This is a genomic window from Pseudomonas sp. H1h, assembly GCF_000633255.1.
Lineage (GTDB): Bacteria > Pseudomonadota > Gammaproteobacteria > Pseudomonadales > Pseudomonadaceae > Aquipseudomonas.
This window is the reverse complement of the sequence record NZ_AYMJ01000012.1, coordinates 37,864-54,495: the sequence shown is the minus strand read 5'-3', so window position 1 is coordinate 54,495 and position 16,632 is coordinate 37,864. Positions and strand designations below refer to the sequence as shown.

Here is a 16,632-nt window from a genome sequence, read left to right as displayed (position 1 = left end):
CCGCAGGGGCTGCTGCAAGAGCAGGCGCTGGACGCGGCGGCCGCTCCGGTGCCCGACGCCACACTCACAGGCCTGTCACTGCAAAAAGTCCACGACGCCTGGATGCTTTACAGCGAGTTCCCGTTGAACGCCGAGCATTGCCGAGTCCTGAGCGAGAGCAGCGGCAAACGCAGCCAGCACATGCGCCAGATCGCCTTGCGCACGGTGGCCGACGAATTGCAGGCCCCGCACTGTCCGCCGCTGGAGAAGGCCGATGAGGTCATCGCCGAACTTCTCCCGGAGACCTATGCCCGGTCAATGAAAGTCGACCAGCAAAAAAACGCCGAGGACACCGAAGCCCTTGGCGCGACGCTGTTAGAGGTCCCGACGCCGACCAACATCAAGGCCTACACAGACGCCATGCATCGCAACCGCGAGCGCCACAAGGTTCTTGCGCAATATCCCGACGCCAGCGACGAGCCTCCGGGCGAGTGGAGCGCCGAGCCGTGGGACGGGCAGGGCACGCGCGATTGGCTGGAAAGCGCCAAAGCACAAACCGAGGGCCTGTTCGCCGTTTTCGCCTGCCTGGACGATGATCTGGGCGTGTTACGCGACATCAACCACGAACAGGAATGGCTGGAAGCCGGCCACGAAAAATGGTTGGGCGAAAACAATCTGCGCCTGAGCATCGGCGGTTTCGTGCGCAGTCTGATCAGCGAAGATGGCGCCGAACTGGCCGGCAATCTCAGCTACCGCTACAAGGATCGCGACATCAGCCTGACGCCCGAACAGGGCCAGATCATGCTCGACACCCAGGATCGGCTGAACGAGGAACTCAGGGTTGAAACCCGGGATCGCCAATACGGCGGTCGGCCGACCGAGGCCGAAGCTGCAGTCCGTGACGCGCGAATCGCGGCCATTGTCGGCCCGGTGCGGGCGTTTATTCCGGCCGATCTGTACTACGAAGCGGAGGAAGTGGTCCGGCAATACCGCGCGGAAAAACACGCCAACCTCAACAATCACGCATTCAGCGCCAAGGTCGGCAAGTACATCGACCTCGACGCCATGAACACATGGTTCACCGACACCGCCGCCGGCCACTTCCAACAACTCGAACAACGCCACACGGCGTTGTTCGCCGACCGTGGCGTGTACCTGAAACGCTCGGCCAGCGGCACCTGGTTTGTCGATTACGACGACCTCGAAACCCGCCAATGGCTGACCGAACTCGCCACCGGCTGCCTCACCGCCCAATGCATTCGCGCCCATGGCGCCGAGCAATACGCCGACTACGTGCGCACCGCCGACGGTAGCGCACTCCGGCAACTGTTCAGCGCCTGGGCGCCGTCGATTGAGGCGGCAGTCAACAACGCCTCGCGCCTTGGTGAGTTGATGGCCGCCCTGTCCGCCGACAACCTCAGCGCCACCCATCAGGCCTTGGCGCCGCTGAGCGTGGTGGTGCTGGACGACATCGCAACCATGGCCCGCGAGGCCGACAGCCAATGGAATGTATTGGTCAATCGGCTGGGCGCAGCGTTGCTGTTGCTCAAGGGAGACAAGGGTTTCAGTGCGTCGTGGATGAGTATTTTTATCGCTGCGAGGTTGGGCGGGGAGAGCCGCTTGCAGTTCGCAATCGAAGCCGGGCGACCCGTGTGGAAATTGCTGGGGCAACGGGCCGAGGCGTTGAGTGAATGGGTGAACAAGACGGGGAAAGCCATTGGGGGCGGGCGGGTGGAGCGGATTGTCAATTCGCCAGTGGTGGTCAACAGCGGGGGAGTGGTGCCGTTGGCGGCGTTGTTGGTCAACGTGGTGAATGTGCAGAACTATTTGAGCGAGGCCGGGGTGCTGGAGGGGATGGATGCCCGGCGGGTGAATGACACGGTGTCGGCGAGTTTGTATGGGGCGGCGGCGTTGGTGGCGGTTGTTGATAGTCAGGTGCGGATGGGGTTGGGGATTAAAGAGTTTGGTAGGGGCCGGTCAATCGCTCCGACTTTAACCTTGTTTGGTGGGGTGATTGGTGGGTTGTCGGCCTATGCAGCCTTGCAAGAGTTCAAATCCTTGAAACAACAGCTAGAGGATGCCCAAAAACGAGTCGATCCATGGCTGCAACTGCGTCAGTTCGCGGTTGGAGGGCAAGTTGCGACCTTCGGCGCCCAAGCGATATTAGGGTTTGGCTACACCGCCCGTGCCTTAGCAGGGTCAATCACAGCGGATGTCGCAATCTTGCGTTACACGCTGTACATGGGGCCGTTGAACTGGATCATTTTGGGGTTCGGCGCACTGTACCTGACAGCCTGGCTCTTCGAAAAAACACCGCTGCAAAACTTCCTGAACAACTGCTGCTGGTCTAAAGCGCGGGCTAACGATTTGGAGCCTATCGCGCCGAAAGCCCAACAGGACGAACTCGACCGGTTGTACCTCATCCTGTACACGCCACGAGTCACCATGGAAAGCAGTTCGGAGCAGGCGCGTGATGATGGCCGTTCCGGCCTGACTTTCGTCAGTGCCATCAATTCGTTGACCATCGACTTGCCGGGTGCGGAACCCGGCAGTGCATACCTGGAGCTGAGTATGATCGGTGACCCGGTAGATACCCTAGGCTTCCGGCATCTGATCAAGAACAGCCCGACCAATAGCTACAAGGCACCGAGGCCTTGGCGCGATATGACCCCGTACTGGTTGGCCAGCAGTCGTTGTGAGTGGATACCGTTCAAGGAAGGTCAGGGTTTACGTCTGAGTGGACCGTTCAACGAACTGCTGAATGTTTTGGGCACGCCTCCGAGCACGATTTCACTAAGGTTGCGTTATCACACGCCATTGACCGGGATACTCGGCGCTAGAAATTTTATCGGCGGGGAGCGAGGTTTGGCTTTTACGTTGAACAATACCTCGGGCGTCATAGTGCTTAGAAACGACCCAACACCCGAACTTGATCGTGTACCGAATTACCCGCTCGGCGAGGATCACCCCGGCGCCATTTACCTGCAACCAAAGGACAAGCGATGAGTACGCCACCGGCAGGCACAACGGAAAAAAGGATGTTTTCGCGCAATGACTATCTGGCGCCATTGCCAATTCCTACGGGTGAAAAGCCTTGCGATGTGCTCAACACCATCTGGCGCAAGAACGAGGTGGTTCTCGATATCGGTAACTACAGCATCGGCTCGGCTGTGATGGTGATGTGGCCCGGAGTGATGCTGTTTTTGGGGCTGGCATACGTCTTCGATGACGCTGATGCGTTGATATTGGGAGCTTGCATCATGGCTCTCCCTATTTTTTGGTTGATTCAGGGCCTCTTCCGCGAGGTCCCCTTACCCATACGCTTCAATCGCCAACGCCGCGAAGTCTGCGTTCCCCGCGACAACGGCGAATATTGGATCGTCCCTTGGGAGACCGTGACAGCCGCCGCCACTCAACAGTCATCAGTCAGTCAGGCCGGCAAAGCCACAATGGGCCTTCTGGTCATTGGTTTCGAAAACCCCGACCCGCACGCCACGGAAGACAACAAGCATTTTTCGCTGGGCTTCAACTGTGGCGGCGGCACTACAGCGATGGCGTTATGGGAATGCACGCGCAGTTACATGGAAATTGGACCTGAGGCTGTCCCCGAAAGTCGGGTGGGTATCGCACCTTACGAAGAAACCCAAATCGGATCGCTAATCGTCGACCTGCGCAAAGGGGAAATATTAAGCGTCCTGTGGGGAGTTTTCTGCATAACGTTTCTTGGCACTTATCTGGCGGAAAAGTTGCAGGACTGGAAGCTTTCCCATCCACCGGAATTGCCCTATCCCGATATCACCGAATGGTCGAAACCAATCCCTCCCGAAGAGTGGGCCAAACGCTCCCCGGAGTTGGAGGAAGCTATAGCCCAACGCGAAGCCGAATTGGCCGGACGAGTTGAGGCGCAGTCATGAGTACGCCACCGGCAGGCACAACGGAAAAAAGGATGTTTTCGCGCAATGACTATCTGGCGCCATTACCTATTCCCACCGGTAGAAAACCTTCTGATGTGCTCAACATCATCTGGCGCAAGAACGAGGTTTTTCTCGATATTGGTAACTACAGCATCGGCTCGGCGGTGATGGTGATGTGGCCATCGCTGATGGTGGTTCTAGCGATGTCATTCTTCACTCGAAATCTCGAACCTGAATTCAGCCGTGAGATTCTGATCCTTGGGGCAATTATTTTAGGCGTTCCTACGCTGATTATGATCCAAGGCCTCGTCCGCGAAGTCCCCTTCCCCATACGGTTCAACCGCCAACGCCGCGAAGTCTGCGTCCCTCGTGACAACGGCGAGTACTGGATTGTCCCTTGGGAAACGGTGACAGCCGCCGCCACTCAGCAGTCATCAGTCAGTCAGGCCGGCAAAGCCACAATGGGTCTACTGGTCATCGGTTTCGAAAACCCCGACCCGCACGCCACGGAAGACAACAAGCATTTTTCGCTGGGCTTCAACTGTGGCGGCGGCACTACAGCGATGGCTCTGTGGGAATGCATGCGCAGTTATATGGAAATCGGTCCAGAGGCGGCACCGGATGCCGCAGCGCTTAATTCAGGGGCCAACCTGCGTTACTACATCGATTACATGAAGGATAAAGCCAAAGAACGTGGCTGGTTTTTGACCCTGTTGTGGGAAGGTGTCTTTGGCGTATTCATCTTCAATGCTCCTCTCGCCACCTACCTGCAGAGGAAGAAGCTTTACCCGCCACCCGATCTGCTCTACCCCGACATCATCGAATGGTCGAAACCAATCCCGCCTGAACAATGGGCCAAACGCTCTCCAGAACTAGAAGCAGCCATCGTCAAACGCGAAACCGAATTGGCCGGACGAGTTGAGGCGCAGTCATGAGTACGCCACCGGCAGGCACAACGGAAAAAAGGATGTTTTCGCGTAATGACTATCTCGCACCATTACCTATCCCCACCGGCAGAAAACCTTCTGATGTGCTCAACATCATCTGGCGCAAGAACGAGGTTTTTCTTGATATCGGTAACTACAGCATCGGTTCGACGGTCATGGTGATGTGGCCGTCGCTGATGGTATTTGTATTTATGGGCTTCATCACTCCAGCCCCCGGGCTGATCTGGATTGCGGCGTTATTGATCATAGGCATTCCTTCAATATTTGTGATTCAAGGCCTCTTCCGCGAAGTCCCTTTACCCATACGCTTCAATCGCCAACGCCGCGAAGTCTGCGTCCCCCGCAATAACGACGAGTACTGGATCGTCCCTTGGGAAACCGTGACAGCCGCCGCCACTCAGCAGTCATCAGTCAGTCAGGCTGGCAAAGCCACAATGGGCCTACTGGTCATCGGTTTCGAAAACCCCGACCCGCACGCTTCGGACAACAACAAGCACTTTTCGCTGGGCTTCAACTGTGGCGGTGGCACCACGGCGATGGCTCTGTGGGAATGCATGCGCAGTTATATGGAGATCGGGCCAGAGGCTGTTGAGGATCAAACCGCGCGTTTCGACAGGTCAAAAGGAATCTGGGCGACTTATCTGGACGATCTGATCAAAGCCGCGAAGTTGAGAGGCTGGTTCGTAACCGTTCTCTGGGAGGGGTTCTGCGGAATATTCATATTCAACACGCTGCTGATCGATGTGCTGGAGCGTTGGAAGTTGAACCCTCCGCCCGACTTGCCCTATCCCGACATCATCGAATGGTCAAAACCGCTCCCGCCTGAACAATGGGCCAAACGCTCTCCAGAACTAGAAGCAGCCATCGTCAAACGCGAAACCGAATTGGCCGGACGAGTTGAGGCGCAGTCATGAGTACGCCACCGGCAGGAACAACGGAAAAAAGGATGTTTTCGCGAAATGACTATCTGGCTCCATTACCTGTTCCTACGAGTGAAAAGCCGTGTGATGTACTCAGCATCATCTGGCGCAAGAACGAGGTTTTTCTCGATATCGGTAACTACAGCATTGGATCTGCGGTGATGGTGCTTTGGCCAGGAGTGATGTTGTTTTTAGCTATGGCTTATGGGTTTAGGAACATTGCGCCAGACCTAAGTGCTTTTGCACTCATCGGTGGAGGAATAATCACGGGTGTTCCAGCACTGTTTCTGATCCAAGGCCTCTTCCGCGAAGTCCCCTTACCCATACGCTTCAATCGCCAACGCCGCGAAGTCTGCGTCCCCCGTGACAACGGCGAGTACTGGATTGTCCCTTGGGAAACCGTGACAGCCGCCGCCACCCAGCAGTCATCAGTCAGTCAGGCCGGCAAAGCCACAATGGGTCTACTGGTCGTCGGTTTCGAAAACCCCGACCCGCACGCCTCGGAAGACAACAAGCATTTTTCGCTGGGCTTCAACTGCGGTGGCGGCACGACGGCGATGGCGTTATGGGAGTGCATGCGCAGTTACATGGAAGTCGGGCCGCAAGTTCTGCCAGAGACGAACGACTTCGAGGGCGGTCGAGAAAAGCTGCGAGGCCGAAGCGTCTTCTGGGGGATTTGTTGTGAATATGTGGATGGCATCAGACACCACTTGGTTGCGCAAGAGGTCGGCAAGGCAGCGTGGTTGGTCATTGGTGCTGTGCTTTTCGGCGCGCCACTGGCAATGATGTTGCAAACGTGGAAGTTGTCGCCTCCCCCCGACTTGCCCCATCCCGACATCCTCGAATGGTCAAAACCAATCCCGCCGGAACACTGGGCCAAACGGTCGCCAGAACTGGAACTCGCCATCGCCCGGCGTGAGGCCGAACTTGCCGGGCAATCCTTGATCATGAATCGGTCCTGAGCCCGTTATGTCTCAACTTCCCGCTCTGCCCGTCCCAGGTCACGGCGATATGCCGGACTACGAGGTGTGTCTGCCGATGCATCTGCGTGCCGACGCAAATCGGTTGATCCGCTATCTGCACCGGTTGCCGAGTCGGCGCTTGAGGTTTTGCCCATGGTGCAGCAACACCAATCTGACCTGCCGGGCTGGTTTGGCCCGCCGGCTGCCGCATTACTACTGCGCTTCATGTCGCAGGAGCTGCAACAGTCTGAGCGATACGCCGTTCGCAAAACTGCACCGTATGGAGCTGTGGTCTACGTTTGCCCTGTACCTGCTGGCCGGTTGGTCCAGTGTCCAGATAGCGTCTCGTCTGGGAGTGAACCACAAGGTCTATTTCAGTTGGGGCAAGGCGATCCGCAAGGTGATGGCTGAAGAGTGTCCTGAGCTGCATCAGTGGTGGGCGGCAAGGCATTACCGGGAAAACCTGCAAGCGCCGGAGCATATTGCTGTGCAGCAGCAAGCGGTCATGGTCTGGATCGAAACGATGCTCAATGCTCCACACGCGATATGCCCCACGTGTAGAGGCAATCGAACCTATCGAATCAAAGGGATTCGCCCCAAGTTCAAATGTGACCCCTGTGTGACCTGCTTTTCCATTCTGTCCGGGACGCCATTGGAAGGGATGATCCGGCCTGACCTCTGGCTCGACTTCGTGAAAGGCGTGATGGATGGACAAAGCATCCCGGATCTCAAACGCAGTTCCGGGCTGGGCATGGGGGCCAGTACACGCTGGCGGGGGCAGTTTTTGTTATTGATCGAAGCTTTGGGGCACGCTGAGTTACTGGGATGGATCACCTGGATGCGTAGTCGGCGAAATAATGAAGCAGTCAGTTTCGTGCGCCGCGGTGGTTATCTGGACAAGGCGCAGCGCTCCATCTATCCGCAAGGGAAGCGCAAGGGCGGATTTGTTTGACAAAGAACAGTCAAATAAAAACCCGCAGCTCTGCGGGTTTATTGAGTCAGGGCCGCGCCTTGAGCTGCGCTTCCGCTGCCTGGGCCAGGTCCGGCGGCAGGAAGTCCTTGTCCGGGTTGTAGTCGGCTTTCAGATAACGCGTCAGGTCCTGCAAGTCGCCCGGGTTCAACGTTCCCGCTGCCTGCTTCAGACGCAGGTTGTCGAGGATGTAGTCGTAGCGGGTGTTGTTGTAGTTGCGCACGGAGGTGTACAGCTGGCGCTGGGCGTCGAGCACATCGACGATGTTGCGCGTACCGACCTGATAGCCGATTTCCGTGGCTTCCACCGCGCTTTGGTTGGAGATGATCGACTGGCGGCGCGCCTGCACCTGCTCGACATCGGTGTTGACCGCGCGGTGCAGATTGCGGGTGTTTTCCACCACTTGCCGGCGCAGGGATTCGCGCTGTTGCTCGCTCTGATCCAGTTGCGCATACGACTGACGCACTTGCGAACTGGTCAGTCCGCCGCTGTAGATCGGAATACTCAGTTGCAGGGCCAGCGTGCGTTGTTCGACGTTGCCACCGTACGGGGTACCGAATGCATTCGGGTTGGCGAAGCCGAGGGCATCGTTGTCACCCTTTTCGTATTTGGCCACGGCGTCGAGGGTCGGCAAGTGGCCGGCCTTGCGCTGCTTGAGGGTCTGTTCGGCGGAGCTGACCGCATAGTTGCTCGCCAGCAGATTGAGGTTCTGTTTCGCGGCGGTATCGACCCAGGCCTTGGCATCATTCGGCGTTGGCGGCAGGATCGGCAGAGTGTGCACGATGCCCTGAATGGAGTTGTACTGACGGTTGGTCAGGGTGATCAGCGCTTCGAAGGCATCGTCGACCTGACGCTGGGCAACGATCCGGTTGGCGCGTGCGGTGTCATAACTGGCTTGCGATTGCAGCACGTCGGTCTTGTCCGACAGGCCCACATCGAAGCGTTCGTTGGATTGGTCGAGCTGACGTTTGAATGCAGCCTCTTCGGCCTTGGTCGACGCGAGGTTGTCCTGGCTGCGCAGCACGTTGAAGTAGTCTTGCGCCGATTGCAGGATCAGGTTCTGTTCGGTGGCCGACAGTTGCAGCGCGGCTTGTTCGTTGACGTCCTTGGCGGCCTGGTACTGGAACCAGCGATCAGCACGGAACAATGGCTGGGCCAGGGTCGCCTGATAGGAATGCGCGCTGCGATTGGCAATGGCTGAAGGCTGGTCGATCGAGGTGCGCACATCCGCGACTTCAGCGCCGCCGGAGAGGTTGGGCAGCAGCCCGGCACGGGCCTGTGGCACGACCTCTTTCTGTGCACCGTACTGGGCGCGGGCGGCGGCCAGATCGGCGTTGTTGTCGACGGCTTCCTGATAGACGCTGACCAGATCGGTCTTGGTCGACAAGGGCGCTTCTGCTGCCCAGGCCATTGCGGTGGACGCACAAGACACGGCAACAGCCAGTGAAAGTTTGCGCAGCATGAGGCGATCCCTAGCATTAATATTATGAAAATAATCTGCGCGCCAAGGCTACGGCGCGTCCCGTTTAGCGTCAAGGCGTTACAGGGCAAAGCGAGTGTAGTTGCGCATTCGCACCGCAACAATCCACCCGACCTGTGTATTTGCGCCATTCATCATGGTGTTTGCTGCGGTGTTGGCGTTCTTTGCCGGTTGTGTCTAGACTGGCCGGGTTCTTGTCGGGGTGCCTTGCTATGAGGCTGAGATCGAATAATTTCGGATCCCGTTGAACCTGATCAGGTTAGCGCCTGCGTAGGGAACAAGATTTCTCGTCACCCGGCGAGTCCTCTTGTGCTTCGTCCGGGATATTGTTCGACAATCGAACGCTCGACGACGATGCACAGCACCAGTCCTGGTGCGTCCGTGCCTTTCAGGTTCTGCTCCGACAATCCACTGCCTGGATGCTGTCTGGAGAGCCCGTGATGACGACAAAATCAAAAAACGCGATCAACCTGAGTGACTCGGCCAAGGTCGACGAGCAATCGGTCAAGCCGTTCACCCGTTCGCAAAAAGTCTACGTTCAGGGCTCGCGCCCGGACATCCGCGTGCCGATGCGCGAAATCACCCTGGATGTGACCCCGACCGACTTCGGCGGCGAAATCAACGCGCCGGTCACCGTCTACGATACCTCCGGCCCGTACACCGATCCGAACGTGGTCATCGATGTGCGCAAAGGGCTGGGCGATGTGCGTTCGGCGTGGATCGACGACCGTGGCGACACCGAGCGTCTGCCAGGCCTGAGTTCGAACTTCGGCCAGGAACGCCTGGCCGATCCGGAACTGACCAAGCTGCGTTTCGCCCACGTCAACAACCCGCGCCGCGCCAAGGCCGGGGCCAACGTCAGCCAGATGCACTACGCGCGCCAAGGCATCATTACTGCCGAGATGGAATACGTCGCCATCCGCGAAAACATGAAGCTGCAAGAGGCCCGCGCTGCCGGCCTGTTGAACCAGCAACACGCCGGCCACAGTTTTGGCGCAAGCATCCCGAAAGAAATCACCGCTGAATTCGTCCGCGAAGAAATCGCCCGCGGCCGCGCGATCATCCCGGCCAACATCAACCACGTCGAACTGGAACCGATGATCATCGGCCGTAACTTCCTGGTGAAGATCAACGGCAACATCGGCAACAGCGCCCTGGGTTCTTCGATCGAAGAAGAAGTGGCAAAACTGACCTGGGGCATTCGCTGGGGTTCGGACACCGTGATGGACTTGTCCACCGGCAAACACATTCACGAAACCCGCGAGTGGATCATCCGCAACTCGCCGGTGCCGATCGGTACTGTGCCGATCTATCAGGCGCTGGAGAAGGTCAACGGCGTGGCTGAAGACCTGACCTGGGAGCTGTTCCGCGACACGCTGATCGAGCAGGCCGAGCAGGGCGTCGACTACTTCACCATCCACGCCGGCGTCCTGCTGCGTTACGTGCCACTGACCGCCAAACGCGTGACCGGCATCGTCTCCCGTGGCGGCTCGATCATGGCCAAGTGGTGCCTGGCGCACCACAAAGAGAACTTCCTCTACACCCACTTCGATGAAATCTGCGAAATCATGAAGGCCTACGACGTCAGCTTCTCGCTGGGCGATGGCCTGCGTCCGGGCTCGATTGCCGACGCCAACGACGAAGCGCAGTTCGGCGAACTGGAAACCCTCGGCGAGCTGACCAAGATCGCCTGGAAGCACGACGTGCAGTGCATGATCGAAGGCCCGGGCCACGTGCCGATGCAGTTGATCAAAGAGAACATGGACAAGCAACTGGAGTGCTGCGACGAGGCGCCGTTCTACACCCTCGGCCCGCTGACCACCGACATTGCGCCGGGCTATGACCACATCACCTCGGGTATCGGTGCGGCGATGATCGGTTGGTTCGGTTGCGCGATGCTTTGCTACGTGACGCCGAAGGAACACTTGGGCCTGCCGAACAAGGATGACGTGAAGACCGGGATCATCACTTACAAGATCGCTGCGCACGCTGCTGACCTTGCCAAGGGCCATCCGGGTGCGCAGATTCGCGACAACGCCTTGAGCAAGGCGCGGTTCGAATTCCGTTGGGAAGACCAGTTCAACCTTGGTCTGGACCCGGACACTGCGCGTTCGTATCACGATGAAACCCTGCCGAAGGACTCGGCCAAGGTCGCGCACTTCTGTTCGATGTGCGGGCCGAAATTCTGCTCGATGAAGATCACTCAGGAAGTCCGCGAATACGCGGCCAACCAGCGGATCGACGCGGTCGACGTGGACGTCGCCCAGGGCCTGGCGGAACAGGCCGAGCGGTTCAAGAAGGAAGGCAGTCAGCTGTACAAGAAGGTTTGATCTGACCTGAAGTCTGCGGTGTCTGTGCTGGCCTCTTCGTCGGATCGCCGCCCGAAGGCGGCAGAACAGGCGCCAAAGATCTCAATGACAAAAATATTCCTCCGAGATAACACCCTTGAGCATTCAACCCGGCACCTATTCCCCCGACCTCGCCGTACCCGCCGACAAGCGTGTGTTCGGCGGTCGCGATCTGTTTTCCCTGTGGTTTTCCCTTGGCATCGGCCTGATGGTTCTGCAGACCGGTGCGTTGCTCGCCCCCGGTCTTGGTCTGTCCGGTTCGTTGCTGGCGATTTTTCTCGGCACGCTGGTGGGCGTTCTGCTGTTGGCCGCCGTTGGCGTGATTGGCAGCGATACCGGCCTGTCATCGATGGCGGCCCTTAAGTTGAGCCTGGGCAGCAAAGGCGCGAGCCTGCCGGCGCTGCTCAACCTGCTGCAACTGATCGGTTGGGGCTCATTCGAAATCATCGTCATGCGCGATGCGGCCAGCCTGCTCGGCACCCGCGCGTTCAGCGAAGGTTCGCTGTGGGCCAGTCCGATGCTGTGGACCTTGTGCTTCGGTGCATTGGCGACCTTGCTCGCGGTCAGCGGGCCGCTGACGTTCGTGCGCAAGATCCTGCGCAAATGGGGCATCTGGCTGATTCTGGCCGCGTGCATCTGGCTGACCTGGAACCTGTTCGCCAAGGCCGATCTGGCGGCACTGTGGGCGCGCACGGGGGACGGTTCGATGCCGTTCGCCGTGGGTTTTGACATTGCCATCGCGATGCCGCTGTCGTGGTTGCCGCTGATTGCCGACTACTCGCGATTCGGCAAGCGCGCGAAAAATGTCTTCGGTGGCACCGCCATCGGTTTCTTCATCGGCAACTTCTGGCTGATGAGCCTCGGCGTGGCCTACACCCTGGCGTTCGCGCCGAGCGGTGAAGTCAACGCGCTGCTGTTGGCCCTGGCCGGTGCCGGCCTGGGGATTCCGTTGTTGCTGATTCTCTTGGACGAATCGGAAAACGCCTTCGCCGACATTCACTCGGCGGCGGTATCCAGCGGGATTCTGTTGCGCTTGAAAGTCGAACATCTGGCGTTGGCGATCGGTGTGCTCTGCACCCTGATCGCGCTGTTGGCGCCACTGGCGCAGTACCAGAATTTCCTGCTGTTGATCGGCTCGGTGTTCGCGCCGCTGTTCGGCGTGGTGCTGGTGGATCACTTCATCCTGCGCAAGCGCAGCGCGCAGGTAGCGTCAGCCGCCTTGCGCTGGCCGGCGCTGTTGGCGTGGCTGGGCGGGATCAGCACCTACCACTTGCTGGCCAATCTGTATCCGGATGTCGGCGCAACCCTGCCGGCACTGGTGCTGGCAGGGCTGTTGCAATTGGTGCTGGGGCGGGCGTTCAGTTACGGCCCGGAAACAGCTCGGGTTTGACGATGCCGTTCAGGCGCGGGTAAGGAATCTTCAGTTCGACGTGGCCCAGCGCGTAAGGCGCGATGGTGCTCACGTCGTACTTGAGGATCACGCCACCGTAGGTCAGCGCCACGTTCGGGGTTTTCACGAACGGCCAGTTCTTCACGAACTCGGCTTCCTGATCAAGCTTGGTGCTGATCAGCCAACTGTTGTGTGCCACTTGCGCGGCTTTCCAGAACGCCTCTTCCTGACCCGGCAGCAACATGTCCGACAGGTTCAGCACTTTATGCTGCTGGCGCGAGTAGTTGATGAAACCGCGCCCCGGGGTGCCATGCGCGCCGCCGGTGTCGAAGTAGCTCGACAGCTCGATAATCACCAAGCCGTCATGCTGCTCGCGTACCTTGGCCTGCAGATAGCTGCTGTTGCGCGGGCCGGCCGTTTGCAGGAACTGCTCACGATAGGCCGCCAGCGTCGGTGCCACCGGCGCGTTCGCCTCGGTGCGGGTCATTTGCAGCAGGCGCTTTTCGATGATGCCGTCCAGCGCAGGTTCGCCCGCGAAGTGCACGGTGTCGATATTCACCAGCGGACAGTCAGGGTTGGAGCAGCCGGGTTTCAGGGTTTCCGACGCGTCGCGGGTGGTTTCCAGCGGCGTGCGGTAGTTGGGCTGGAACAGGTTGGCGCAGGCGCCCAGGGTCAGGGCGATGGCGGCCACGGAGGCAATTTTGAAAAGCGACATGGGCGTCCTTTCTGAAACAGGGGAAGGCAAAAAGTATCCGCTTCGACTCTCGCCGAAGCCGTCAGTTCGCCACTAAGCTAATTAGAGTGGGTTTCGCCTCCACCGTCCATCCCGCTGACGGTAAAGGGGCTGCATCAATCACCACCGGCGCGTTAGGATGGCGCGAAGTTGAGGTTGCAAGCCACAAAAAGGAACCTCGTATCGGATTTGCAGTAAAGAGGATGCTCATGACTGATTTTGCCAGCGCCACTCCGGCCACCGTCGATGTCGTAAAGCGCGAGCGCTGCTACGAGGGCTTTTACAAACTCGACCGCCTGCACTTGCGCCATGAACTGTTCGCCGGCGGCATGAGTCGCGAGATCAACCGTGAAGTGTTCGTGCGTCATGATGCGGTGTGCATGCTGCCTTACGATCCGCAGCGTGACGAAGTGGTGCTGATCGAGCAGTTTCGCGTCGGCGCCATGGGCAAGACCGACAACCCCTGGCTGGTAGAGCTGGTCGCCGGTCTGATCGACAAGGAAGAAGTGCCGGAAGAGGTTGCTCACCGCGAAGCGCAGGAGGAAGCTGGACTGGACATCAAGGCCCTGTGGCCGATGACCCGATATTTCCCGTCGCCGGGCGGCAGCAACGAGTTCGTGCATTTGTTTCTGGGGCGTTGCAGCACCGAAGGCGTAGGCGGCCTGCATGGGCTGGAGGAAGAAGCAGAAGATATCCGCGTCACGGTCTGGGCCTTCGAAGATGCCTTGCAGGCCGTCCGTGACGGACGCATTGCCAACGCGGCGAGCATCATCGCCTTGCAATGGCTGGCGCTCAACCGCGCCGAAGTGAGGGGGTTATGGTCGTAAACAAGCTGCGCGATCGTTATCGAGTTGACCTTGCGGGGCTGCAAGCCGCCTGCGAGGCCAACTACGCGCGCCTGATGCGACTGGTCCCGGACATGCGCAACGACCCCGAGGCGCGGCGCATTGCCGTGACCCAGGGCGAACAGATGCTCGGCGTGTTGGCCCTTGAAGTGCTGCAGACCTGCCCATACACCACCACCTTGCAGGTGCGTCAGGAGCACAGCCTGCCATGGCTGCCGGTGCCGCAACTGGAAGTTCAGGTCTATCACGACGCGCGCATGGCCGAGGTGATCAGCGCCGAGCATGCACGACGCTTTCGCGGCATCTATCCTTACCCGAACGCCGCGATGCATCAGCCGGATGAAAAGGCCCAGCTCAATCTGTTCCTGGGGGAATGGCTGAGCCATTGTCTGGCCTTGGGGCACGAGTACGAAGTCGTACGCTAGTTGTGAACTGGGTCCGGTTCGCCGGTTTCCTCTTTGCGCATCCCCCAGCATAATTGCGGCACTCAACCGATTCCGTGCCTTTGCCCTGGGAGAACGCCTTGCCGAGCGTATCCACATTGACCACCGCCGATCCGGCGTTGCTGGTGCAGTTGTCCGACAGCCATCTGTTCGCTGAAGCGGACGGAACGCTGCTGGGCATGAACACCCGCGAGAGCCTGCAAAAGGTCATTGAGCTGGTGCTGGGGCAGCAGCCGCAGATCGATCTGGTGCTGGCCACCGGCGATATTTCCCAGGACGGCACGCTGGAGTCGTATCAGCAGTTTCGTCAGATGAGCGCGCAGATCGAAGCGCCAGCACGCTGGATTCCCGGCAATCACGACGAACCGCAGATCATGGCGCAAGCGGCCGTGCAGAGCGCGTTGCTGGAGTCAGTGGTCGATATCGGTAACTGGCGCGTGACGCTGCTGGATTCGGCAGTGCCGGGTTCAGTGCCGGGTTATCTTCAGGACGATCAGTTGCAGTTGCTGGCCCGCTCGTTGAGCGAAGCGCCGGAGCGCCATCATCTGGTGTGTTTCCACCATCATCCGGTGTCCATCGATTGCCCCTGGATGGAACCCATCGGCTTGCGCAACCCTGAAGCTTTCTTCGACGTGCTGGACCGTTTTCCGCAAGCCCGCGCGGTGTTGTGGGGGCATGTGCATCAGGAGATTGACCGCGAACGCAATGGCGTGCGCCTGCTGGCCTCGCCTTCGACGTGCATTCAGTTCGAACCTGGCAGTGAAGATTTCAAGGTCGGCGAGCAGTCACCGGGTTATCGCTGGTTGCGGCTGTTGCCGGATGGGCGGCTCGACACTGGGGTGGAGCGTGTCACTGGATTCCACTTCATTGTCGATTACGGCTCGAACGGTTACTGAGCTCCATAGGGCCTCTTCGCGAGCAAGCCCGCTCCCACAGGGGCAATGGTTTCCAATGTGGGAGCGGGCTTGCTCGCGAAGACGTCCGCACAAACACCCACGATCTCCCTGACTCCCTGTAAACTCCGCTTTCCTAAACCGACACCCAGGGAGCTCAAATGTCCGGTTCGATCCTCTATATCCACGGTTTCAACAGCGCCCCGGCCTCAAAAAAGGCCTGTCAGCTGGTCGAGGTGATGGAGCGACTGGGTTTGAGTGACCAATTGTGTGTGCCGGCGCTGCATCACCACCCACGTGAAGCCATCGGTCAGCTGGAACAGGCGATTGCCGAGCTGGGCCGGCCGTTGCTGGTGGGAAGCTCACTCGGCGGCTACTATGCGACTCACCTGGCCGAGCGCCATGGCTTGAAAGCCCTGCTGGTCAACCCGGCGGTCAGCCCGCACCGGATGTTCGACGGATACCTGGGCACGCAGAAAAACCTGTATACCGATGAGACCTGGGAACTGACCCACGACCACGTGACGGCCCTGGCCGAGCTGGAAGTGCCGGCCCCCGTGGATGCGCAGCGCTATCAGGTGTGGTTGCAGACCGGCGATGAAACACTGGATTATCGCCACGCCCAGCAGTATTACCGGGCCTGTGCCTTGCGCATTCAAGCTGGCGGCGACCATGGTTTCCAGGGTTTTGCCGGGCAATTGCCGGCGTTGCTGAGTTTTGCCGGCATTGGCGCCGATTTGTATCAGGCAATCGATTTCACTGCATTGTGATGTCTTGCCCCTTTTTCATTGAATCACTGACGACGAGA

14 protein-coding genes and 1 riboswitch are annotated in these 16,632 nt (G+C 59.1%); of the genes, 12 read left to right on the top strand and 2 right to left on the bottom strand.

Going from position 1 to position 16,632, the window contains the following annotated elements:
- Window positions 1-48 precede the first annotated feature (48 nt).
- From U862_RS31120 to U862_RS0109465, 6 genes are read left to right on the top strand one after another with little or no spacing between them, the layout of a single operon-like run.
- On the top strand, window positions 49-2,985 hold the full coding sequence (locus U862_RS31120; RefSeq protein WP_256214648.1) for a hypothetical protein: 2,937 nt from the start codon (window positions 49-51) through the stop codon (window positions 2,983-2,985).
- The gene (locus U862_RS0109485; protein ID WP_025110185.1) at window positions 2,982-3,893 is read left to right on the top strand and encodes a DUF6708 domain-containing protein; all 912 of its coding nucleotides are present in this window, start codon (window positions 2,982-2,984) and stop codon (window positions 3,891-3,893) included. Before U862_RS31120 ends, U862_RS0109485 begins: the two co-directional genes overlap by 4 nt.
- On the top strand, window positions 3,890-4,828 hold the full coding sequence (locus tag U862_RS0109480; RefSeq protein WP_025110184.1) for a hypothetical protein: 939 nt from the start codon (window positions 3,890-3,892) through the stop codon (window positions 4,826-4,828). The genes U862_RS0109485 and U862_RS0109480 overlap by 4 nt, the downstream gene beginning before the upstream one ends.
- A complete protein-coding gene (locus tag U862_RS0109475; protein WP_025110183.1) occupies window positions 4,825-5,754 on the top strand; it encodes a hypothetical protein in 930 nt (309 codons plus the stop codon). Before U862_RS0109480 ends, U862_RS0109475 begins: the two co-directional genes overlap by 4 nt.
- Window positions 5,751-6,722, top strand: a complete 972-nt coding sequence (locus U862_RS0109470) for a DUF6708 domain-containing protein (protein WP_025110182.1) — start codon at window positions 5,751-5,753, stop codon at window positions 6,720-6,722. Before U862_RS0109475 ends, U862_RS0109470 begins: the two co-directional genes overlap by 4 nt.
- Before the next feature lie 7 nt (window positions 6,723-6,729).
- Window positions 6,730-7,674 (top strand): hypothetical protein, encoded by a 945-nt coding sequence (locus tag U862_RS0109465; RefSeq protein WP_157836069.1) that lies wholly within the window; start codon window positions 6,730-6,732, stop codon window positions 7,672-7,674.
- 46 nt (window positions 7,675-7,720) lie between these two features.
- On the opposite strand, the gene U862_RS0109460 is transcribed toward U862_RS0109465, so the two are convergent.
- Window positions 7,721-9,154: a TolC family outer membrane protein gene (locus U862_RS0109460; RefSeq protein WP_025110180.1), complete on the bottom strand. Its 1,434-nt coding sequence runs from the start codon at window positions 9,152-9,154 to the stop codon at window positions 7,721-7,723.
- Window positions 9,155-9,360: 206 nt separating this feature from the next.
- A riboswitch (TPP riboswitch) is annotated at window positions 9,361-9,466 on the top strand.
- A 146-nt stretch (window positions 9,467-9,612) separates the two neighbouring features.
- On the opposite strand from U862_RS0109460, the gene thiC reads away from it, so the two are divergent.
- On the top strand, window positions 9,613-11,502 hold the full coding sequence (gene thiC, locus U862_RS0109455; RefSeq protein WP_025110179.1) for a phosphomethylpyrimidine synthase ThiC: 1,890 nt from the start codon (window positions 9,613-9,615) through the stop codon (window positions 11,500-11,502).
- Between the two features lie 115 nt (window positions 11,503-11,617).
- A complete protein-coding gene (gene cytX, locus U862_RS0109450) occupies window positions 11,618-12,910 on the top strand; it encodes a putative hydroxymethylpyrimidine transporter CytX (RefSeq protein ID WP_025110178.1) in 1,293 nt (430 codons plus the stop codon).
- Here the strand turns inward: cytX and U862_RS0109445 are convergent.
- The gene (locus tag U862_RS0109445; RefSeq protein ID WP_025110177.1) at window positions 12,879-13,625 is read right to left on the bottom strand and encodes an RsiV family protein; all 747 of its coding nucleotides are present in this window, start codon (window positions 13,623-13,625) and stop codon (window positions 12,879-12,881) included. The genes cytX and U862_RS0109445 overlap by 32 nt on opposite strands.
- Before the next feature lie 227 nt (window positions 13,626-13,852).
- Between U862_RS0109445 and U862_RS0109440 the strand changes: the two genes are divergently transcribed.
- The 4 genes from U862_RS0109440 (at window position 13,853) to U862_RS0109425 (ending at window position 16,594) form a co-directional block, all read left to right on the top strand.
- Window positions 13,853-14,470: an NUDIX domain-containing protein gene (locus U862_RS0109440; protein WP_025110176.1), complete on the top strand. Its 618-nt coding sequence runs from the start codon at window positions 13,853-13,855 to the stop codon at window positions 14,468-14,470.
- Window positions 14,461-14,913, top strand: coding sequence for a DUF1249 domain-containing protein (locus tag U862_RS0109435; protein ID WP_007967395.1), 453 nt, complete (start codon window positions 14,461-14,463; stop codon window positions 14,911-14,913). The genes U862_RS0109440 and U862_RS0109435 overlap by 10 nt, the downstream gene beginning before the upstream one ends.
- 98 nt (window positions 14,914-15,011) lie before the next feature.
- A complete protein-coding gene (gene cpdA, locus U862_RS0109430; protein WP_025110175.1) occupies window positions 15,012-15,827 on the top strand; it encodes a 3',5'-cyclic-AMP phosphodiesterase in 816 nt (271 codons plus the stop codon).
- 158 nt (window positions 15,828-15,985) lie between these two features.
- Window positions 15,986-16,594: a YqiA/YcfP family alpha/beta fold hydrolase gene (locus tag U862_RS0109425; RefSeq protein WP_025110174.1), complete on the top strand. Its 609-nt coding sequence runs from the start codon at window positions 15,986-15,988 to the stop codon at window positions 16,592-16,594.
- The last annotated feature ends 38 nt before the right edge of the window (window positions 16,595-16,632 follow it).